18 protein-coding genes and 4 pseudogenes are annotated in these 21,991 nt (G+C 39.0%); 5 read left to right on the plus strand and 17 right to left on the minus strand.

Annotated elements, in window-relative coordinates:
• Nucleotides 1–60 precede the first annotated feature (60 nt).
• The 12 genes and pseudogenes from xylA to JCM21531_RS24010 form a co-directional block, all read right to left on the minus strand.
• Nucleotides 61–1,379: pseudogene (gene xylA, locus JCM21531_RS13945) on the minus strand (xylose isomerase).
• 67 nt (nt 1,380–1,446) lie between these two features.
• Complete coding sequence (locus JCM21531_RS23990) at nt 1,447–2,232, minus strand: FGGY-family carbohydrate kinase (RefSeq protein WP_279379074.1); 786 nt, start codon at nt 2,230–2,232, stop codon at nt 1,447–1,449.
• Nucleotides 2,229–2,976: pseudogene (locus JCM21531_RS24555) on the minus strand (FGGY family carbohydrate kinase). Before JCM21531_RS24555 ends, JCM21531_RS23990 begins: the two are co-directional and overlap by 4 nt.
• Before the next feature lie 20 nt (nt 2,977–2,996).
• Nucleotides 2,997–4,016 (minus strand): response regulator, encoded by a 1,020-nt coding sequence (locus JCM21531_RS13955; protein WP_243467715.1) that lies wholly within the window; start codon nt 4,014–4,016, stop codon nt 2,997–2,999.
• The gene (locus JCM21531_RS17915) at nt 4,001–4,501 is read right to left on the minus strand and encodes a sensor histidine kinase (protein ID WP_157833689.1); all 501 of its coding nucleotides are present in this window, start codon (nt 4,499–4,501) and stop codon (nt 4,001–4,003) included. Before JCM21531_RS17915 ends, JCM21531_RS13955 begins: the two co-directional genes overlap by 16 nt.
• Nucleotides 4,489–4,749 carry a hypothetical protein gene (locus tag JCM21531_RS19005; protein WP_054847120.1) on the minus strand — a complete coding sequence of 87 codons (261 nt, stop codon included), beginning with the start codon at nt 4,747–4,749 and terminating at the stop codon, nt 4,489–4,491. The genes JCM21531_RS17915 and JCM21531_RS19005 overlap by 13 nt, the downstream gene beginning before the upstream one ends.
• Before the next feature lie 41 nt (nt 4,750–4,790).
• On the minus strand, nt 4,791–5,309 hold the full coding sequence (locus tag JCM21531_RS13970) for a cache domain-containing protein (protein ID WP_131464510.1): 519 nt from the start codon (nt 5,307–5,309) through the stop codon (nt 4,791–4,793).
• A gap of 299 nt (nt 5,310–5,608) precedes the next feature.
• Nucleotides 5,609–7,717 carry a glycoside hydrolase family 3 C-terminal domain-containing protein gene (locus JCM21531_RS13975; protein WP_038290826.1) on the minus strand — a complete coding sequence of 703 codons (2,109 nt, stop codon included), beginning with the start codon at nt 7,715–7,717 and terminating at the stop codon, nt 5,609–5,611.
• A 13-nt stretch (nt 7,718–7,730) separates the two neighbouring features.
• On the minus strand, nt 7,731–8,621 hold the full coding sequence (locus JCM21531_RS13980) for a carbohydrate ABC transporter permease (protein ID WP_407652303.1): 891 nt from the start codon (nt 8,619–8,621) through the stop codon (nt 7,731–7,733).
• Between the two features lies 1 nt (nt 8,622).
• Nucleotides 8,623–9,504, minus strand: a complete 882-nt coding sequence (locus JCM21531_RS13985; RefSeq protein ID WP_038290827.1) for a carbohydrate ABC transporter permease — start codon at nt 9,502–9,504, stop codon at nt 8,623–8,625.
• A gap of 204 nt (nt 9,505–9,708) precedes the next feature.
• Nucleotides 9,709–10,377 carry an extracellular solute-binding protein gene (locus JCM21531_RS24005; RefSeq protein WP_279379077.1) on the minus strand — a complete coding sequence of 223 codons (669 nt, stop codon included), beginning with the start codon at nt 10,375–10,377 and terminating at the stop codon, nt 9,709–9,711.
• Nucleotides 10,367–10,966, minus strand: a complete 600-nt coding sequence (locus JCM21531_RS24010; protein ID WP_279379078.1) for an ABC transporter substrate-binding protein — start codon at nt 10,964–10,966, stop codon at nt 10,367–10,369. The genes JCM21531_RS24005 and JCM21531_RS24010 overlap by 11 nt, the downstream gene beginning before the upstream one ends.
• A gap of 457 nt (nt 10,967–11,423) precedes the next feature.
• Between JCM21531_RS24010 and JCM21531_RS13995 the strand changes: the two genes are divergently transcribed.
• The 5 genes and pseudogenes from JCM21531_RS13995 to JCM21531_RS14015 all read left to right on the plus strand — a co-directional run bounded on the left by JCM21531_RS13995 (nt 11,424) and on the right by JCM21531_RS14015 (nt 17,311).
• A complete protein-coding gene (locus JCM21531_RS13995) occupies nt 11,424–12,347 on the plus strand; it encodes an ABC transporter permease (RefSeq protein WP_038290828.1) in 924 nt (307 codons plus the stop codon).
• A gap of 127 nt (nt 12,348–12,474) precedes the next feature.
• Complete coding sequence (locus JCM21531_RS14000) at nt 12,475–13,470, plus strand: ABC transporter permease (RefSeq protein WP_038290842.1); 996 nt, start codon at nt 12,475–12,477, stop codon at nt 13,468–13,470.
• Nucleotides 13,471–13,486: 16 nt separating this feature from the next.
• Nucleotides 13,487–14,502, plus strand: a pseudogene (locus JCM21531_RS14005) (ABC transporter ATP-binding protein).
• Nucleotides 14,489–15,515 (plus strand): annotated as a pseudogene (locus tag JCM21531_RS14010) (ABC transporter ATP-binding protein). Before JCM21531_RS14005 ends, JCM21531_RS14010 begins: the two co-directional pseudogenes overlap by 14 nt.
• Before the next feature lie 170 nt (nt 15,516–15,685).
• Nucleotides 15,686–17,311: a peptide ABC transporter substrate-binding protein gene (locus JCM21531_RS14015; protein WP_038290829.1), complete on the plus strand. Its 1,626-nt coding sequence runs from the start codon at nt 15,686–15,688 to the stop codon at nt 17,309–17,311.
• A gap of 119 nt (nt 17,312–17,430) precedes the next feature.
• Here the strand turns inward: JCM21531_RS14015 and ahpF are convergent, their stop codons facing one another.
• The 5 genes from ahpF to JCM21531_RS14035 all read right to left on the minus strand — a co-directional run.
• Nucleotides 17,431–18,960, minus strand: a complete 1,530-nt coding sequence (ahpF, locus tag JCM21531_RS14020) for an alkyl hydroperoxide reductase subunit F (RefSeq protein ID WP_038290831.1) — start codon at nt 18,958–18,960, stop codon at nt 17,431–17,433.
• A gap of 12 nt (nt 18,961–18,972) precedes the next feature.
• Entirely contained in the window at nt 18,973–19,536 is a 564-nt protein-coding gene (gene ahpC / locus JCM21531_RS14025; RefSeq protein ID WP_038290832.1) for an alkyl hydroperoxide reductase subunit C, read from the minus strand.
• 204 nt (nt 19,537–19,740) lie between these two features.
• A complete protein-coding gene (locus JCM21531_RS24015) occupies nt 19,741–19,875 on the minus strand; it encodes a hypothetical protein (protein ID WP_265446155.1) in 135 nt (44 codons plus the stop codon).
• A 31-nt stretch (nt 19,876–19,906) separates the two neighbouring features.
• The gene (locus JCM21531_RS14030; RefSeq protein ID WP_038290834.1) at nt 19,907–20,233 is read right to left on the minus strand and encodes a WXG100 family type VII secretion target; all 327 of its coding nucleotides are present in this window, start codon (nt 20,231–20,233) and stop codon (nt 19,907–19,909) included.
• Nucleotides 20,234–20,247: 14 nt separating this feature from the next.
• Nucleotides 20,248–21,991, minus strand: a 1,744-nt coding sequence (locus JCM21531_RS14035; protein ID WP_243467716.1) for an FtsK/SpoIIIE domain-containing protein, incomplete at its 5' end; no start/stop codon positions are given.

Below are 21,991 nucleotides of genomic sequence, written 5' to 3' on the forward strand. Positions count from 1 at the left end.
CTACTGATGACTTGCTTCCAATATTACCTTCAATTTTTTCTTCATCAAGCCGGTATAAGACTAGTCCTCAAGAATATATTTGTTTAACATAGCTTCGAGAACTTCCTGTCTTCCCGACACATTCTTGATACCATCAAGCTCTAAAGCATATTTTTCAAGCTCTTTAAACCCTACTTTTCCATCTACAATATCTTTTCCAATACCGCTCTTATAGCTTTCATATCTTTCATCAATAAATTTGTCAAACTTACCGTCGGAAACCATTTTATATGCTATTTTAAATCCTTTGCAAATGCGTCCATACCTGCAATATGTGCATAGAACAGGTCCACAGGCTCAAATGATCCTCTTCTGACTTTAGAATCAAAATTCAGACCTCCCGTTGTAAATCCGCCTGCCTTAATTACTTCATACATAGCAAGGGTAGTATCGTAGATATTTGTCGGGAATTGGTCAGTGTCCCATCCTAAAAGAAGATCACCCTGGTTTGCATCGATACTTCCTAGCACACCGTTAATTCTTGAAACCCTAAGTTCATGCTGGAAAGTATGAGCTGCAAGTGTAGCGTGATTTGCTTCAATATTCATTTTGAAGTAATTCTCAAGACCATAAGTCCTTAAGAAACCGATAACTGTAGCTGTATCAAAGTCATACTGGTGCTTTGTCGGTTCTTTTGGCTTAGGTTCAATCAAGAGCTGCCCTTTAAAACCAATCTCTTTTGCATAGTCAACTGCCATTCCAAGGAACCTTGCCATATTGTCAAGCTCCAATTTCATATCAGTATTAAGTAAGGTTTCATAGCCTTCTCTTCCACCCCAGAACACATAGTTCTGACCGCCAAGTTCCAGGGTAATTTCCATAGCCTTTTTAACCTGAGCTGCTGCATATGCAAATACATCTGCATTCGGAGAAGTAGATGCACCATGGACAAACCTTGGGTGGCTAAAAGCATTTGTTGTACCCCAGAGTAGTTTTACACTACTTGTTTTCATATAGTCCTTTATCAGTGCAACAATCTCATCAAGTCTTTTATTGGTCTCTCTTAAAGTTGAAGCTTCAGGCGCAATATCTCTGTCATGGAAGCAGAAAAATGGTACTCCCAATTTTTCACACAGCTCGAAATTTGCGGCCACTTTGGCCTTTGCAAGATCCATTGGGTCCGATATGTCATCCCACGGTCTTACAGCAGTACCCGGCCCAAATGGGTCTGCACCCGTTCCCTGATATGTATGCCAATATGCAACAGCAAACCTTAGATGCTCTTTCATTGTTTTACCGCCAATGACCTCATCGGGATTATAGTACTTAAACGCTAAAGGATTGTCCGAATCCTTTCCTTCATATTTGATTTTCGGTACATTTTTAAAATACTCTGCCATGTACATTTCCCCCTTATTTTATTAACTCAAAATGCTATATGTCCTTTCCCGCTGCTATCTTTTAAGGCTATAAACTTTGCAGCATAGCCGAAAGGTCTGCAAATTCCTTTTTCAAAGAGTTATACAGACGTTTATAAATATCATAAAACTTCGTGTATTTTACATATAGCTCCGGGTCCGAAGCCTGCCGGGTATTTTCTTTTATTACTGCTTCACATGCTTCATTAATGTTGTTGTACACACCCGTTCCTACTCCGGCAAGAAGTGCTACCCCAAGTGCCGGTCCCTCACTTGACTTTACGGTTGTAATATCAGTGCCGAATATATCCGCCTGCATTTTTCTCCACAATTCACTTTTACCGCCTCCACCGGAAGCTCTTACTTCAGAAACGTTAACACCCATTTCCTCAATAATTTCAAGGCAATCTCTAAGGCTATATACAACACCTTCCATAATCGACCTTAAGATATCCTGTTTTTCATGCTTTGCTGTTAATCCGAAAAAGACACCCTTGGCATTAGGGTCAAGATGTGGCGTTCTTTCTCCCATCAGATAAGGTAAATAGATTAAACCGTTACAGCCCGGAGCCACTTTTTCAGCTTCTTTATCCATAATTATGTACGGGTCTATTTTCATTAGCTCTGCAGTTCTCTTTTCTTCTATACAGAAATTGTCACGGAACCACTTAAGAGACAGCCCGGCCCCTTGTGTAACCCCCATAATGTGCCAGGTATTTGGTACCGCATGACAAAAAGTATGAACTCTACCCTTTGGATCAATAGTAACCTTTTCAGAGAATGCAAATACTACTCCTGAAGTTCCTATAGTGGATGAAACCACCCCGGGTCTCACAATTCCATTACCGACAGCTCCTGCTGCCTGGCTCCTGCTCCACCCACGACAGGAGTTCCTTCCTTAAGTCCGGTTAATGAAGCAGCATACTTATTCACTTTCCCGCTAACTTCCTGAGACTCATAGAGTTCTCCCAGCATGCTTTTATCAAGTCCGAGTTTACTTATGACTTCGTCGCTCCATTTTCTCCCCGGTATATCCATAAACTGCATTCCACTGGCATCAGATACCTCTGTAGCAAATTCTCCCGTTAATTTATATCTTATATAGTCTTTAGGGAGAAGTATCTTATAAATCTTCTCAAAAATTTCAGGTTCATTATTTTTAACCCACATAACCTTTGATGCTGTAAATCCCGTCAGTGCAGTTGGCAGTTATCTCAACGAGCCTTTCCTTCCCTATAATTGAAGTAATCTGCTCGCACTCGGCAAAACTTCTCTGGTCACACCATATAATTGCTTTTCTTAGCACTTTGCCGTCTTTGTCCAGAAGAACAGCCCCGTGCATCTGTCCTGAAAGTCCGATTCCCTTAATAGAGGAAGCATCAATTCCTCTTTTGGAAATAACATGTTTGATAGATAGGCATGTTGCCCTCCACCAGTCTTCCGGTTCCTGCTCTGCCCACAATATGGGCTGGTACAATGGATATTCCTCAAGGCTGCTTGCTACGGTATTTCCCAGTTCATCATATAAAACAGTTTTCGTGCCTGATGTACCTATATCTACTCCCAGTAAATATGACAAACTAAATCCCCCCTACATTTTTAACTTTTATATTTCTTCATAAATTCAGAAAAGCTTTGATTGGTATATTTCTTAAAACACTTGCCAAAATAATTAGGATCGGGAATTCCTACCATCTTTGCAGTTACATACATCATGATTCCTTTTTTTGCATAATCTATAGCCTTTTCCATTCTGCATTCTGTAAGATAGTCAATAAAATTAATCCCTGTTTCTGCTTTAAAAAGCCTGCTCAAATAGCTGGGGTTAAAACCGAAGGTCTGAGCAACAACTGTTAAATCCAGATCCGGACGGGTATAGTTTTCGTTTATGAATAACTTTATTTTATTAACAGTGTCTTTTTTATGAACAATAGGCTCTTCTATCTCAGCCTTTTTTTGCTTCGAATCGAGATTCTTTGTAATCTTCAATAAAGCATCTCTAATATCATTACGCACGATAGGTTTCAATAAATACTCACATACTCCAATTCCAATACATTGCCTGGCATACTCAAAATCACTGAAAGCCGTCAGTATTATAATCTTTAGATTCGGATAACGGCCAATTGCCAGCTTTGAAAATTCAATGCCATCCATAAAAGGCATTTTAATATCTACAAAGGCAATATCGGGTTGTACTTTCTCCATGATATTAATAGCTTCAATACCGCTTTCAGCTTCTCCCACCACTTCAATATTCAGTTCTTCTCTTTTTAGTATATTTTTCAATAAATTTCTGATTGATCTCTCGTCATCAATAATCAGAACTCTATACATTACTAACCCCCCTATATTGATCCTAATATCAACTAAACAATATTTTCCTTCCTCACTTTTGATTTCAAAGACATCCTCTACATTAAAATAATATCTGATCCTGTCCATAGTACCTTTTAGTCCAAAGCTTTTTTTATTGTCCCCGTTCATTATTGAGCGTATTTGCTCGAGGCTCATACCAACTCCTGTATCATATACACTAATGTGCAATAACCCCTCCTTGGCATAGACAGATATTTTTATTATTCCTTTTTCACCTTTGAGCCTTACTCCATGATACAAACTATTTTCCACCAAGGCTGAAGTATTAATTTGGGCACCTTAAAATCCAGCAAATCTTCCTGCAACTCATATTCATCCTCAAAAACATCATGATACCTCAATTTTTGCAGTTTCAGGTAGTCTTGCACAATTGCAACTTCTTCCCGTATTGTAATTTCTCTGCTTCCCTTGCTTAAAAACTTCCTGTAAAAGTTACCTAGAGTTTCAACGACGTCATATATCTCATCTGCTGAGATTTCCAATGCAAGGTCTGCAATAAAACCTAATGTATTGTACAAAAAATGCGGATTTATTTGCTCCTGAAGCACCTCCATCTCGGCCTTACGCATTGCTTTTTCCTTTTCCAGCAATTCACTCATTATTTGATTAATTTCAACAAGACGGCTGTTTTTCAGCATTAATTCATTTTCTTTACTTGTCAATGCAGGCCTGTTTCCTGTCCCCTTCTCACCAAACTCCGGCTTTTCAAGGTTCATAAACTGCATAAGTCTCTCAATTGGATTTGTAATAAAAGCTGATATAAAACACCGGTAATAACAATACATAAAATTGATAAAGCAATTACAATAACTATAACAACGACTGCTTGAACTGAGAAATATCTAAAAAATGGTACCGTTTCAATCTTAGCCAACACAAAAGGTGTATTAGGAACCCGATAATAGGAAAATACTCTTGTAACTCCAAAGCCTTGTTTAATGCTTTGATCAAATTCTTTTTTGCCAATACCCATCTTCCGGAATTCATCGAGCCCTTCAAATTCTTCATTCTGGTCTAAAATATTTTACCTCCTGCATAGTACCAGAAATTTCTGTCATCACTTGTCATGTCATTAAACGAATTTTTAAGTATGTCAATATTTAAGTTTATTACAATAATTCCAATAGGTTTTTGAGTATCTATGTCGTTAATGACCCTTATAACGGAGATTAACGGTTCCCCAAACTTCTTCTTAAATGCACCGTGTCCGTTAACTCTAATCACACAAGCTCCCCGTTTCTCTAGGATTTCCTTCCTCCACAACGAGCTATAGACAAGGTTTAAATCAACATTTGTTAGATGTCTGGATATATGAATATACTCCTTATATTCTTTAAAGATATAGATAGACGAAACGTAATTAAATTTGGTGCTGATATCATACATAGCCGTTATTGCATTATTATTAATCCTCGTATTTTCATGTCCCCTATCTCTCAAATACTCAATTACATTACTATTAGTCATAATAAGCTGGCTCATTGTATCTACAACTTCAAATTCAACATTGAGATTGTTTCCAATAGAAATCATTGTATTATAGTTACTGTCAAGAACATATTCCATCATATTTTTTTTTAACTAAAAAATTATAGATAAAGTAAAGTGTAACGATATATGTAATTACAAGAGCCAAAAATAAGAATCTAATTTTGTCTTTTAACCTTCTACTATAAAACCACCGAACAAATTTTTCTATTTTTTTCTTCATGTCCCCTTAGAACACTGCCCTCATAATAAATTTACAATTATTATATCAATGTGTCTTTTCCTTATCAAGAAACGATATTAGCTCCATATACATGCTTCAAGGGTTATATAATAAGTTGTGTTTACAACTCAAAGGGAATTCTAACGGGCTCTTTCCCGGTGAGTTCTACACTTCGTTTATCAGGTCCGCACAGGCTGACAAACAAGGTAAACTTTCTACTGTCGAGTACTTTTTCTCCCTCCGGATTTACCGCCTTTAAAGAATCAAAAGGAATACTCATAGAAACCTGTTTTTCTTCATTAACCTTTAGAGCAACCCGTTTAAACCCACACAAGCTAAAATTTCTAACAGCATATTTGGACTGTTCGTCTTTAATATAGACCTGTACAACCTCCTCTACATCAACTTTCCCTTGATTCTTTAGAGTTACAATAAGATTAATATCCTTTTCAATCTCTATAGCGCCATTTATTTCTGCATGTTTTATTACTACATCACTATAGGTCAAGCCGTATCCAAAGGGATACAAAGGAGTTTCTTCTATATAGCGGTAAGTTCTGTTTTTCATTGAGTAATCCGTAAATGGCGGCAGATTTTCCAATGATTTGTAAAATGTGATAGGCAATTTACCGGATGGCGACACATTCCCAAACAGGATATCTGCTATAGCCTTACCGCCTCTTGCACCCGGATACCAAGTCAGCAAAATACCATTACAATGTTCCTGCGCGTAGCTTAAGTTTATTGCACTTCCAGCCATAAGGCAAAGTACTGTTGGCTTTCCAAGGGCGACTATTTTTTCTAAGAGTGTTTTTTGTACCTGAGGCAATTCAAGATCTGCCTTATCACCGGAGCCATAATTGTTACCTTCGTCCATTTCTTCGCCCTCAATGGTTTCATCAAGTCCCAGGCACAGAATAACCAAATCACTATGCTCTGCAACAGTAACAGCCTCCGCAAGACGATCGTTTGCACATGCCAAGACTTCAGTTCTGTCTCTAACCAGCTCACACCCTTTTGAATATAGTACTCTTACTTCATCTCCAACTTCATCCTGTATACCTTCGAGCAAAGTAATGTATCTTGAAGATGTTCCATAATAGTTCCCTTTCAATGCAAGTCTGCTGTTTGCATTTGGTCCGATTACGGAAATTGTTTTTACAGCATGCTTGTTAATAGGCAAAATTCCGTCGTTTTTAAGGAGTACCGCACTTTTCCTTGCGGCCTCAATTGCCACTTCCGTATGCTCACGGCATTCCACAACCTCATAAGGTATATTGTCAAATTCATTTTCCTCAAACAAACCCAACTTGAATCTTGTTGTAAAGAGCCTTACTGCTGCTCTTGTGATGTGCTCTTCTGTTATTAATCCTTCATTTAAAGCCTGAAGCAAGGTTAGATAAACGTTGCCGCAATTTAGATCACACCCCGCATCAATAGCCAGCGCCGCAGACTCTTCAGGTGTCTTTGTCACCATATGGTGCAGGTGGAAATCTCTTATTGCCCAACAGTCGGATACTACATATCCTTCAAATCCCCACTTGTCTCTTAGAATGTCCCGAAGAAGTGTATAACTTCCGCAGCAAGGTTCTCCGTTTACTCTATTGTAAGCTCCCATTACCCCTTCCACTTTACCGTCCTTTACACAGGCCTCAAATGCAGGTAAATAGGTTTCCCACAAATCCTTCTTCGTTACTTCTGCATCAAACTCATGCCGTAAATCTTCAGGACCGCTATGGACAGCAAAATGCTTTGCACAAGCTGCTGCCAACATCACCTCTTTATCTCCCTGCAGCCCTTTTATAAAGGCAACTCCAAGTTTGCCGGAGAGAAATGGATCTTCTCCATAAGTTTCATGGCCTCTTCCCCACCGGGGGTCCCTAAATATGTTTATATTTGGACTCCACAAGGTAAGACCTTTGTAAATATCCCTATCTCCATGCTTTGAACTTTCATTATATTTGGCTCGCGCTTCTATAGCAATTATATTTGCGATTTTCATCAGAAATTCATCATCAAACATTGCAGCAAGACCAATCGCCTGTGGAAAAACAGTGGCAGTTCCGGCTCTTGCAACTCCATGCAGAGCTTCGTTCCACCAATTATATTGAGGGATTCCAAGTCTTTCAATAGCCGGAGAATTGTAGGTAAGCTGACTGGCCTTCTCCTCTAGTGTCATCTGTGCCACCAATTCTTCTGCTTTTTTTCTATAATATAAATCTGATCTCATATACTATTCTCCCTTATCCTTTCACTGCACCGGCAGTCAAACTTTTTTGTATTTTTGTGCTCATAAAAGAGTATAGAATCAAAGTAGGGAAAGTAGCAATAACAAGTGCCGCTCCTATTGGTCCCCACTCGGTTGTATGCGTACCGGATAATGTCTGAATACCTACGGATATAGTTCTGTATTTGGCATCATCAATTAAGATATTTGCAAACATCAGCTCATTCCAGCATGACAAGAACGTAAAAATTGCAACTGTAGAAAGCGCAGGCTTCATAAGCGGAAGAATAATCCTGAAAAATATTCCATATACACTGCACCCATCAATACATGCTGCCTCATCAAGTTCTTTTGGAATATTTACAATAAAACCGTTACAAATCATAATGGACATGGCGAGTCCAAAAGCAGTATAGGGAATTATCAAAGCCTGATAAGAATTTAGCATTTTCAGTTTATCGAGTATCAGATATACGGGCAAAATTGCTGCATGTATTGGAATGGTGAGACCAAGCATAATAATATTATTAACTGTCTTTCTTCCTTTCCATACAAGCCTTGTCAATGCATATGTTGCCATTGAAGCAATTATCAAAGTCAATATAATAGTAATGCCTGTTACAATAGCACTATTTAGCATATACAGAGCCATATTGCCTTTGGTTAAGGCATTTTTATAGTTTGAAAACAACCATTCCTTAGGAAGGCCAATAATATTATCCCCAAAAATCTCCTTATTGCTCTTTAAGGAAAACGTAAACATCCAGTACAATGGGAAAATATTAACTGCTGCCCATATTCCAAGAACCGTGTAAGTCAGTATACTGCTAAATTTTATTTTCTTTCGGACTATTGCTTTAGTTGGAGTATGAAACTCATTTGCTACAGCTTTTATTTCTTTATCCAATTTAATCCTCCTCCGTGCCAAAAGCTCTTTTAATGGCTAATGCAAAGAAGAAACACAAAGCTATTATCATAATAGCAATTGCACTTCCAAATCCATACCGGTTCCTGTCAAAGATCATAGATACCATCAGGGTACTTGGAACCTCAGTCGCTTTAGCAGGACCTCCTCTTGTCAATACATATATCAAATCAAAGGCCTTTAGTGAACCCGTTACTGCAAAAATTACACATACTCTAATAATTGGCTTTAGCATTGGAATAATAATATATCTATCAATCTGGCCTTCTGTTGCCCCTTCTACCTTAGCCGCCTCTCTAATTTCAGTTGGAATGCTTTTTATACCGGCATACATCAAAAGCATGTGATACCCGACGTATTGCCATATAATCGGTATAAACACCGCTATCAATGCAGTATCCTGTTCTCCAAGCCAGGTTCTGGTGTACTTTTCAAGTCCCAGGCTATTTAGTGCCACATTCACAATGCCATACTCCGGATTGTAAATCTTTAGCCACAATTGTCCTATAACTACTGTGGATATTAATACCGGCATAAAGAAAACCGCTACAAAAAACTTTTCCCCTTTTACTCCCCTTGAGAGCAGTAATGCCAGACCAAGAGAAAGAGGAAGCTGAATAAACACCGACAAAAACGCAAGAATTAAAGCGTTTAGTAGAGATTTTGGAAATCCCGCTACCTGACTTGTAAATAACTCTATATAGTTTCCTATTCCTATGAAGGTTGGCTGATTAATCCCATCCCATCCTAAAAAGCTATAATAGCCTGACATAAAGATTGGCATAATGATGATTGTAAAAAATAGCAGGGAAGCCGGTAATATAAATAGAATTGCGGCCAATTTATTTTGCCTTACAGATTTCATCATACCCCCCATTCAGATCTTGTTTAAAGCAATCAAACCTTCCAAACATCGAATAATTACTATTCTTCTAAAAGATTAGTTCTTACAACGTTCAAAGAAGCTATAGTTCCTTTAATTTGGCATGGGATTCTTTCTGATTCCGTTGCAATATTCATGTTTGGAAGGTTTGATCTACTTATACTTCATATTGTATAAAACCGCTAACTATTCAAGGTTCTTTTTCATAGAACTAACAAATTCTTCAGGAGTTATTTCGCCAACATACAGTTCCTGTAACAATGTGAGGTATTCACCTGCATCTTCAGCTTCCATGGTAGTATCAAACCATAGTGTAAACGATGTTGCATTTGCTGCAAAGTCAGCTAATTTTTTAGTCATTGGATTTACACTACTATCATCATAATCTTTTTTCCAAACTGCCAGACCAGCTCCGTCAAGATATGCGTATTTTGAGATACTTCTTGTGAGTTCAAATGCAGCCTTTCCGGCAATATCAGGGTATTTAGTCGAAGCACTTACCATAATGCTGTCAACCGCACCGCCCATAAAATCTGTTGCTTTCGCATTAGATCCAAGTAGAGGGAATGGAACCACATCAAAATCGCTTGGATTTTCAGCATCTGTTTGAATAGAGCCTGCCATCCAGCTACCTGTTGTATACATTGCAACTTTACCGCTATAGAATAATGCACTTGCTTCATCATTTGACAATCCGGTAGCTCCTTTATAGAAGGCCCCCATTTCAACGAGTTGTCTGAATTTCTTGGCAGACTCAAGAAAATCCGGATCATCATAGCTTTGACCTGCTTTTGTTAGTGCTGCCTTAACCTTTTCCGGACCTGCAGATTTTAATGTCATAGCGTCATGGGTCATGGCAAGTACATGTATCCTTTGCACTGATACCTATGGGGGTAATACCTTTTTGTATAAGCTTATCACATACCTGTACCAGTTCATCGAATGTGGTTGGTGCTTTAAGTCCATTTTCATCAAAGATTTTTTTATTGTAGAATAACGCTGAAATAGGGGTTGTGTATGTGGAACCATAAATCTTTCCATTATATGTTGTGTATGTTAATGCTGCTTCCGACAACTGCTCTTTGTACTCATCCGTATAATATTTGTCAATAGCAAGTACTTTCCCCGATTCAACAAAGGGTTTGGAAAATCCTCCGCCCCATGTAAAGAAAAGGTCAGGAAGTTTATTTCCAGTTACAGCAGTCTTAATCTTTGTCTTGTAAGCTTCATTTTCAAAGGTTTCATGAACAATTTTTACTCCGGGATTTGCATCCTCAAAGTCTTTAATAGCCTTAGCATAGGCATTACTGAAAGCATCACTTTCTGTCGCAATACTCCACAGTGTAAGTACTATTTGATCTTTAGATGTCTCCTGTCTGCATCCGCTCATAAATGAGGTAATAATTACAACAGACAATAATGTACCCAGCAATCTTTTTAACATTTCTTATCTCCCCCTTATACGTTATTTAATTCCAATTATACTAGATGATCCTCATCAAATGAACGGATAATTTTTACTTCTAATATGCAATATTTTTACTTTGATATGTAATATTTTTACATTAGAAGTATAACCCAACAAGTACACTTTTGCGTTAGCCGGTTTTTGCCATATTTAAAGTAATTCCCATAAAATCATATATACATAGTTTTTGCCAAATTTTTTGTCATTAATAATCTGTTGTAAAAACTCTAAATTTGTAGTATAATGGCACATCATAGGTGACTTATCTTGATCTTCGACTTTATTGCAATATTACATCTTAGTTTACTAATACATTCTAATTGCGGGTTTTACTTCTGGTTTACATAATATCTTTTGCCAAAATACATAAGAAATTCAACCAAAAAAACTAAAAAAATACTGTGGCTTCATAGCTCACAGGCATGGAGGTATTATGCTTAAATATGTATTAAAAAGATTACTTGCATCACTTTTGACATTATGCATCATGTTTACGTTAACTTTTTTTCTTATGCACTTGACACCGGGCAGCCCTTTTTTGGGTGATGGCAAGATTACGCCTGAAATACTGGCAAACTTGGAAGCTAAATATGGCTTAGACAAGCCACTATTAGTTCAATATAAAATGTATGCAATGAACATTCTTAAAGGTGACTTAGGCGAATCAATAAAACTTTCGGGACAAAGTGTTAACGAAATAATTGCCAGAAAATTTCCTTATTCGCTTAAGTTAGGATTGTTCTCCAGTGCCATAGCCATAATTATGGGCACAATCCTGGGGACAATAAGTGCACTTAAGAAGAATACCGCAGCCGATAGGGTAATCATGATTATTGTAACTGTCGGAATTGCTGTCCCAAGCTTTGTAGTGGCAACGGTAAGTATGGTTTTATTCGGAGTAAAACTCCACCTTTTCCCTACGGTAAGCCTTCTCGACAGCTTTTCAAGTTATATATTGCCCGGTTTTGCGCTATCCTTTTTCCCTCTTAGCTTTATTACAAGGCTCATGCGTTCATCAATGCTTGACGTTATAAACCAGGATTATATAAGAACGGCACGGGCAAAGGGTTTGTCGGAAAGAGTAGTAATTTTTAAGCACGGTTTGAGAAACGGAATTCTGCCGGTTGTAACCTATGCAGGGCCAATGATTGCCGGAGTTGTAACAGGCTCTTTTGTAATCGAATCCATTTTTTCAATACCCGGCCTTGGAAGTTCCTTTGTAACAAGTATTACAGCGAAGGATTATCCTACAGTAATGGGAGTAACAATATTTTACGGTGCTCTGCTTATTTTTATGAACTTTCTAGTTGACATAATATATAGATTTGTTGATCCAAGAATTAATATCGCTAAATAGACAAAAAATAAAGTAATATCTATGAACCTGACAGCAGGTTTGCATTAATAAATATATAATTGCCATGCGGCAGCAATTTGCCGCAAAGAAAGGCAGAAACGGAAATTATGGAAATGGGGAGACTAAAATGTCAGATATGATTAAATCGGAAATTTTAGATAACAAGTTATTTTCACCTGCATCGGACAGCGAAAAGGCAACAGTTGAAGTTATGCGTCCTTCGGTAGGCTATTGGAAAGATGCTTGGAGAAGGCTTAAGGCAAATAAAGTTGCTATGGGTTCTCTTATAGTTATTCTTTTGGTTGTTCTGGCTGCAATAATCGGGCCCATGCTTTCGCCTTATGCATATGACCAGATAAACAAAGGCAGCGAAAATCTGCCTCCAAGTGCACAGCATATATTCGGCACGGACAGTTTGGGAAGAGATTTGTTTACAAGAACCATGATAGGTGCCAGAATCTCTCTATCCGTTGGTGTTGTTGCAGCTATCATGATTTCAATAATCGGTATTCTATATGGTGCAATTTCAGGATACTTTGGCGGTTGGGTCGATATTGTCATGATGAGAATTATAGATATTGTTTATTCGGTTCCAACCATACTTATAGTTATTTTGCTCCAGGTTGCCTTAAAGACTCCGATAGACAATTTTTTAAATTCCGCCAGTGCTCCCCAATTCCTAAAAAACTTGGGTGTGGGGCTTATTAGCATATTCTTTGTTCTTGCTCTTCTCTACTGGGTGGACATGGCAAGAATAGTGCGCGGTCAAATTCTGGCGTTAAAGGAGCAGGAGTTTGTTTTAGCTGCAAAAGTGCTTGGTGCCGGCAATAGAAGAATTATTTTAAAGCATCTGGTACCGAACTGTATTGGACAGATTATAGTTGTAGCCACCCTAAAAATTCCTGAGGCAATTTTCGTAGAATCTTTCTTAAGCTTTATCGGACTAGGTGTTTCGATACCCATGGCATCCCTTGGTTCTCTGTCACAAACTGCTTTAAAGGGTATATACTCCTATCCGTATATGCTGTTTTTCCCTGCAGCTACCATCAGTATTATTATTTTATCCATAAATCTTTTTGGGGATGGTCTGAGAGATGCTCTTGACCCAAGAATGAAAAAATAGAAATTGGGTGATTTAGATGAGTAAAGAGTTGCTTAAAATAAATGATTTAAAAGTTTCTTTCTTCACACCGGCAGGGGAGGTTAAAGCCGTAAATGGAATCAGCTACTCTCTTGAACCGGGAAAAGTCTTGGGAATAGTCGGTGAGTCAGGCTCCGGCAAAAGCGTGTCTTCCTATTCCATTATGGGACTAGTTGACAAACCCGGTAAGATTGTGGGAGGAAGTATTATATTTGACGGAAAAGATGTTTCCACAATGACTAAAGCCCAAAGACAGAATTTTGCGGGAAATGAGGTAGCAATGATATTCCAGGACCCAATGACTTGCCTCAATCCTGTTTTTACAATAGGTGACCAAATTGCCGAATCTTTGATTCACAAGTACGGTAAAAAGATTTCAAAAAAGGAAATAAAAAAACGTTCAATTGAATTGTTGACATTGGTTGGGATAAACGAACCGGAAAAGCGATTGGCCCAATACCCCCATGAATTCTCAGGAGGTATGCGCCAAAGAGTAATGATTGCCATGGCTCTTGCCGGTTCGCCAAAACTCTTGATCGCCGACGAACCGACCACTGCCCTTGATGTTACAATACAAGCTCAGATTTTAGAGCTCCTCAAGGATATTCAGCAAAAAACCGGAATGGCTATAATACTAATAACCCATGACCTTGGTATAGTTGCCGATATGGCTGATGATGTAATTGTAATGTATGGGGGAAAAATTGTTGAGCAGGGATCTGTTTACAAAATATTCAACACCCCCCATCATCCTTATACCAAGGGCTTGCTTCGTTCGCTGCCTGACCTTAACAAAAAGGAAATAAACTAATTCCTATTCAGGGAAATCCTATAGACTTGTTAAATCTGCCTGAAGGCTGTGCCTTTGCACCGAGGTGCGAAAAATGCATGAAGGTCTGTTTAAAGTATGAACCAAAAGAATTTTCAACTGAGGATGGGCACAAAGTCAGCTGTTGGTTGTATGACAGCAGGGCCAATAATAACACGGAGGTAAAGAATAATGACAAACAATGAATCGAAAACTTCTCCATCCGGTTATAATTCAGCCCGGAATAAAGATGTTTTAATAGAAGTGAAAAACTTAAAGCAATATTTTAATATAAAAACCAGCCTTGGCAAAAAAGCCACTGTCAAGGCGGTTGATGATGTATCTTTTAATATTTACAAAGGAGAAACCCTTGGACTTGTTGGTGAATCCGGTTCGGGCAAAACCACTTTGGGAAGGTCAATTCTCAGGATATACGAACCTACTGCCGGACAAGTTATATTCTCCGGAGTAGATATAACCAAATTGAAAAGAGGGAAACTTCTTCCCTACAGGAAAAAAATGCAGTATATTTTTCAGGATCCCTATGCCTCCCTCGACCCCCGTATGACTGTTTCGGATATTGTGGGAGAAGCTCTGGATATTCACAATCTTGCTGCTTCTAAAAAAGAGAGAGATGAAAAAGTCAGAGAGCTGTTAAAAATGGTTGGGCTTAACACCGAACATGCATCCCGTTATCCCCATGAGTTTTCGGGAGGACAGCGTCAAAGAATCGGTATAGCCCGGCTATCGCCGTGGAACCTGAGTTTATTGTATGTGATGAGCCGGTATCGGCCCTTGATGTCTCTATAAGGGCACAGATAATCAATACGCTGGAAGAAATGCAGGATAGCTGAACCTGACATACCTTTTTATCTCTCATGATTTGGGCGTGGTCAGACATACTTGCGACAGAGTGGGTGTAATGTATTTGGGACATATAGTGGAATTGGTTGAATCCGAGGAATTGTACAAAAATCCTCTTCACCCATACACCCAGGCTCTTTTAACAGCTATTCCCGAGCCCAATCCTGAAGTCGCCAAGAAAAGGAACAGAATTATTTTAAAAGGTGAAATTCCTTCACCGGTAAATCCGCCTTCAGGCTGCAAGTTCAGAACCAGATGCCCCTATGCAAAAGATATCTGTGCAAAAGAAGTTCCCGAACTTACAGAACATGGAAACGGACATTATGCAGCCTGTCACTTTGCAGGCGAATTATAATATGTATAGCTTTTTCCGAAAAGCTTCGGAATAAATTATTTCTGACGTAATAGCGTCAACATCGGTTAGAAGTTGTATATTTATTTATACAGTGCTAAGAATATTAATTGTAGATATGGACACAACTAATCTTAAGCTAAAACTATGAAACAGTAAGGGGTATGAATCATATGAAGAGAATCTTAGCACTTATAATTACACTTGTAACCTTTGCAACAGTGTTATCCGGCTGCGACAGCACACCAAAGACATCAGGCACAGAGCAAGTTATTCGTGCAACTATAGCATCGGAGCCAAAAACACTGGACCCGTCCCTCAACAATGCAGTTGACGGCGGAAACTATATTTTATGTGCATTTGAAGGATTGACCACACTAGGAAAGGACGGCACCATTGTTGCAGGATCAGCCGAAAAATGGGAAACAAGTGATGACGGACTTGTTTGGACATTTCACATCCGCAAGGATGCAAAGTGGTCCGACGGCAAGGATGTAACGGCACAGGATTTCGTCTATTCTTGGAAAAGGCTCGTTGATCCGGCAACAGCTGCAGACTACGCATACTACATCTACTTTATAAAAAACGGCGAAAAGATTAACGCGGGTGAAGCTGACGCAAATACATTGGGAGTTCGGGCTGTTGACGAAAAAACTCTTGAAGTAACTCTCGAAAGCCCATGTCAATTCTTTACCGAAATTGTTGCCTTCCCTGCTCTTGTTCCGCTCAGGGAAGACATTGTATCCGCCAATAAAGACAAGTGGGCTCTTAATCCGTCTACTTATATAGGTAACGGCCCTTACAAGTTGACCGGCTGGGAGCATGATTCAAAAATTACTTTTGAAAAAAACGAAAACTACTGGGATAAGAATAATGTAATTGCACCTAAAATCGAATGGTATCTTATGAATGATCAGAATGCCATCTTAAGCGCATTTAAAAACGGACAAGTTCTTTATGCAAAGAATATTCCCACAGATGAACTGGCTGCCGAAAAACAAGCCGGCAACTTAAGAATTCTCCCCATACTCGGAACATACTACATTGACTTTGTGAACAACAAACCTCCATTTGATAATGTAAAAGTAAGAAAGGCATTCTCATTGGCAATTGACCGCAACTACCTGGTGGAAAACGTTAAGAAAGGCGGAGAAACTCCTGCAACAGCTTTCGTTCCTTACGGTATAGCCGATGTCAATCCGGAACCCGACTTCCGTACAACGGGCGGTGACTATATTTCAGTAAAGCCCGAGGATTACGAAAAGAATGTTGCAGAGGCTAAAAGGCTTCTTGCCGAAGCAGGTTATCCTAACGGTCAAGGACTTCCCAAAATCACTTTCGGCTTGAACTCAGGTGCAGGGCACGAGCCTGTAGCTGAAGCTTTACAGCAGATGTGGAAGGAAAACTTGGGAGTAGAAGTTGAAATTCTCGCTCAGGAATGGAATGTGTTCCAGCAGTCAAGAAAAGACGGTGTTTATAATATAAACAGAAACGGTTGGATCGGAGACTATATGGATCCGTCAACTTTTATGGATATATTTACAACCGGAAACGGTCAGAATAACGCCAAGTACAGCAATCCAAAGTATGATGAACTGATTTCTTCGGCGAGAAAAGAAACTGACCCGACAAAACGTATTCAAATGTTCCATGATGCAGAAAAGTTACTTATGGATGATGCCGCAATAGCTCCTTTGTACTTCTATACCGAACCTGTAGTTGTATCGCCAAAACTCCAAGGTATAGTAAATTCAAAACTTGGTTTCGTAATTTTCAAATGGGCATCCATTAAGCAATAAATAAAAAATAAAAGCTCGGGACATCGAGTCCCTTCGCTTTTGCCTCTTTCATTTCATTCCAAGAGGCCAAACAAAACAGGGAACGGTTCTTTACTCTATAAACCGTCCCCTGTTTTATTTTAGTTTCTGATTAGATAGTCGAAGGCACTTAGGGCTGCCGTTGCACCGGAACCCATGGATATGATAATCTGCTTGTAGGGGCTGTTGGTACAGTCACCGGCTGCAAATACCCCAGGCATTGAAGTTTCATTCTTGTGATTAACAACAATCTCGCCTATCGCATTGCGTTCAATGCTGTCCCCAAGCCATTCGGTATTCGGCACGAGGCCAATCTGAACAAAAACTCCTTGAACATCAATGTGTTTTTCTTCGTTAGTATCGCGCCGGATGTAAGTTATGCCCTCAAGCTTTTCCTTGCCGGTAAACTCTTTTGTCTGAACATTGGTAAGCACAGTTACATTGGGAAGTCTATACAAACGTTCCTGCAGGACTTTATCAGCCTTTAGCTGCGGCAGGAATTCCAGTACCGTCACATGCTTTACAACTCCCGCCAAATCAATGGCAGCTTCTATACCGGAATTACCCCCGCCAATTACGGCTACATCCTTCCCTGCAAACAACGGTCCGTCACAATGGGGACAATAAGCCACGCCTTTATTTTTAAACTCTTTTTCCCCAGGAACGTTCACATTGCGCCATCTTGCACCTGTTGCAATAATAACTGTCTTGCTTTTGACAACAGCTCCCTTTTCCAGCTCTACTTCCAGCAATTCCTTGCGCCTTATACTCTTTGCCCTTTGAAGATTTATTATGTCTATATCATATCTTTTCGCATGCTCTTTAAGATTTTCGGCAAGCTTAGGCCCTTCTGTATACGGAACCGAGATAAAATTCTCAATTCCCAAGGTATCCAAAACCTGCCCTCCGAATCTTTCAGCTAAAATGCCTGTACGAAGTCCCTTTCGGGCAGAGTAGATTGCAGCACTCACGCCGGCAGGTCCTCCGCCTATGACAAGAACATCAAAAGGCTCCTTTTCATTAAGGGAAGAATCATCCGATGACTGTCCCAGTTTTTCAAGAATCTCCTCCAGCGTCAACCGGCCGCTCTCAAAGAAATTGCCGTTTAGGTATACCGCAGGTACTGCCATTATGCCTTTGCTTTCGACTTCTTCTTTGTAGACAGCTCCATCTATCATGGTGTGTTTAATATTGGGATTGACCACACTCATTATGTTGAGTGCTTGAACTACGTCGGGGCAATTGTGGCAGCTTAGGCTAACGTAGGTCTCAAAATTATACTCTCCCTTTAGTTCCTTAATCCGATTGATTTGAGCATCATCTACTTTAGGGGCTCTTCCTCCCACTTGGAGGAGAGCCAAAACCAAGGAAGTAAACTCATGGCCTAACGGAATGCCGGCAAAAACAATACCCGTATCCTCATTCATTCGGTTAATGCTAAAGCTGGGAGTTCTCCCTAGCTCCGCTTTTTCAACATGTATCTTAGGTGAAAGTCTGGCAATTTCATCTATCAGTACGAGCATATCAACGGATACTTTATCGTTTCCGGCACTAACCTTAATGACAATATCATTTTCAAGCAAAGCCAAATACTGTTCCAGTTGTTGTTTGATTTCTACATCCAGAAGCATGTCAACTACCTCTTATATCTTTCCAACCAAATCAATGCTTGGCTTGAGTGTTTCGCCGCCTTCTTTCCATTTTGCCGGGCACACTTCACCGGGATGATTTCGAACGTATTGTGCAGCCTTTATCTTGTCAATAAGAACATCTGCATTACGTCCGATGTTGCCGGCCGATACTTCTACATACTGAACAACACCGTCAGGGTCTATGATAAAAGTACCTCTGTCTGCCAATCCTGTTGCTTCATCAAGAACATCAAAGTTTCTGGAAAGAGTATGAGACGGATCTCCAATCATTATATAAGTAATTTTCTTTATAGCTTCGGAAGTGTCATGCCATGCCTTATGAGTAAAATGCGTATCGGTAGAAACAGAATAAACTTCGGCTCCCAATGCTTTTAATTTTTCATAATTGTTTTGAAGGTCTTCAAGCTCGGTAGGGCAAACAAATGTAAAGTCTGCCGGATAAAAGCATACTACACTCCATTTGCCTTTAAAATCCTGCTCTGTTACCGTTACAAATTTTCCATTGTGATAAGCTTCAGCAGTAAATGGTTTTACTTCAGTTCCAATCAATGACATAGTAAATTCCTCCTTACTTTTGTTATTGTTATTCTGTTTGTCTATTCAAACTTTTTATCTAATCAATTGACTATTATAAATATACCCACTTTTTTTATTAAAACCGGGTTTTAAAAATTTTTTATAGAATTAAAAAATAATAAAAATCACCCTGCCTTTTTTCAATATGACAGGATGATTTGAAACAGAGAACCGTCCCCTGTTTTACTGTTCCGAAAAAATCAGATTGAATATTGACTCTTTTGAGCCTTCATCAAGTACTGTAAGCTCTTGGATTATCGGCTTTTCCTCTTTTTCCGGCACCAGAATTTGGGCACTTCCGATTGATGGCTTAGGCATATACTTTCCCCTCCTCTTGCTTGGAGTCATATTAGCCATTTTCATCGGCAGCCTGAGGGTTTCTGTTAAATTGCCCAAGTTCCTCATCAAGCATCAAATAGTTTTCCTTAATGGCCTTAATAGCTCCATTGTTTATTGCATCCAAAACATCCTTAATTCCACCAATATTAGTAAGTATGTGGTCAGTTTCTTGCCTGTATGCATCGGCACCTTCGCCTTTCCACTTGCTGAGCAATGTTTGATTAATTCTTTCAAATTCCTTTTTAATAGCGTCGAATTCCTCAATCGCTTCCTGACTTTGCTCTTCAAACTGTACAAGTTTCTCAATATCAGCCAATACAAAACCGGAATCTGCCATAAATAACCCTCCTCTCAATATTTAATAAATTTTAGCTTCAATAAATTATCCGCCTCAATATCGTAGAAATATCCATCACCTATTTCACATCTGGCATAATCCTCTTTTAAAGACTTAACATCCATATTGCCAAATATTGTCCTTTGACCGCGCTCTGCGGCAAATTCTGCAATATTATCAAGCAAAAAAGCAGCAGTAACAGTGCTGTTAAAAAATGAATTCTGCTCTGCATCGCTTATCTTTTGCACATCGGAAAATATAAACAAATATCCTCTCTCTTCTACAACAGATACCAGTTGATGCAAAATACTATTAATAAAGCGTTTGTTTTCAAGTGCATTCAAATAAATCAATTTGCTTTGTACCACAAATACCGTAAACGGCGCACGCTCAACATAACAGTCCGGTATCGTAAGATATTCTTTGGACGATACCTTGCTAACCCCGTAAATATCTGCCATATAATTAGGTTTGTCCAAGCCTATATGTTTCTCATTTAAGTATACATAGAATTGTTGAAGCGGCGAAAGCCTCCTAACCTTTTTTGTTCCATCGGTCAAACCCAATTCTACTTCTTCGAACTTATTAATCAACTTGCAATTCATTTTATCTTTAAAACTATTATATACAGGTTCAAGTTGATTTCGGCCGTCGTCGAAAAATACAATTTCAGCTTCCGGCCTTTGCTCGGCAATGCCACTAAGCAACAGATAAAGCAAATTGGTTTTTCCAAATCCTTTTTTTCCATAAATGGCAACAACGCGTGATTGCTCCAAATCAACAGTTACAGGATAAAAATTAACATAATCCAATCCTACACTTACAGGAAGCCTGTATTCCTTCTTTTCATCCTTGGGCTGTTGTTTAAGTTCTTCGTATTCCACCTTGGTTAATACTTTTGGAAATGTCCAGTATTTCTTTACGCATTTTAGGTATTTGCCTTCGGAAAAATTAAATTTCTGCCTGAGTTTTTCATAAAAGCTTTCTTCCGATTCGCTACTTCCGTCTGAATCCTCCGTTTTACAGGGAAGAGCGCATTGGACTTCATACGGCAAATTCATTCGAAACGTGCCCGTAACACCTTCCGGTTTAACCGTAACATTTGCAAACCCGCGGCCGGGATTATTTTTGATTAAACCGACCTTCCCCGTAAAAATGTCTGAATACTTTTCTACCGGCATTTCAAAAGCAATCTTTTGCTTAAAATTTCCAAGATAAGATGTTACACCCTTTGTGTCAATTGCAGTTATAACAATTGTAATCCCTTTTGACAATCCTTCACGGCACAACTTTGCAAGTTTTTCATGATATGCCGTATATCTGGGTTCATCTATAAAAGCATTAACATTATCGATTATAAAAGTAGTATGCAAAGGCTGAACATCCGCATCCCGGAAATTCTTACCATTCAACTCTCTGATATTATCTTTCAGGATGTTATCCATGATCTTGAAAACACGTTTCACATACTCTTCGTTTGAATTGTCGAAATAAGCGGAGACCAAGGGCAAATCCCTGCACTCAAACAAGGCGCCGCCAAAATCAAGAATAAATATTTGCTCCTCTTTTTCGTTATATTGCTTATGAAGAATATTAACCAAAGTCCTAATAAAGGTAGTTTTTCCGCTCATGGCAGCACCAAACACAGCTATGTTTGAATCCAGCAAATCAACAACAAAGGGTGGCTGCAATTGAATAATAGGAATATCGAATTTGCCCAACGTACACAGCATTTTTTCAAAAGCCAATTTTAATACC

The sequence above is a fragment of the Acetivibrio straminisolvens JCM 21531 genome, from assembly GCF_000521465.1.
GTDB classification, from domain to species: Bacteria; Bacillota; Clostridia; order Acetivibrionales; family Acetivibrionaceae; genus Hungateiclostridium; species Hungateiclostridium straminisolvens.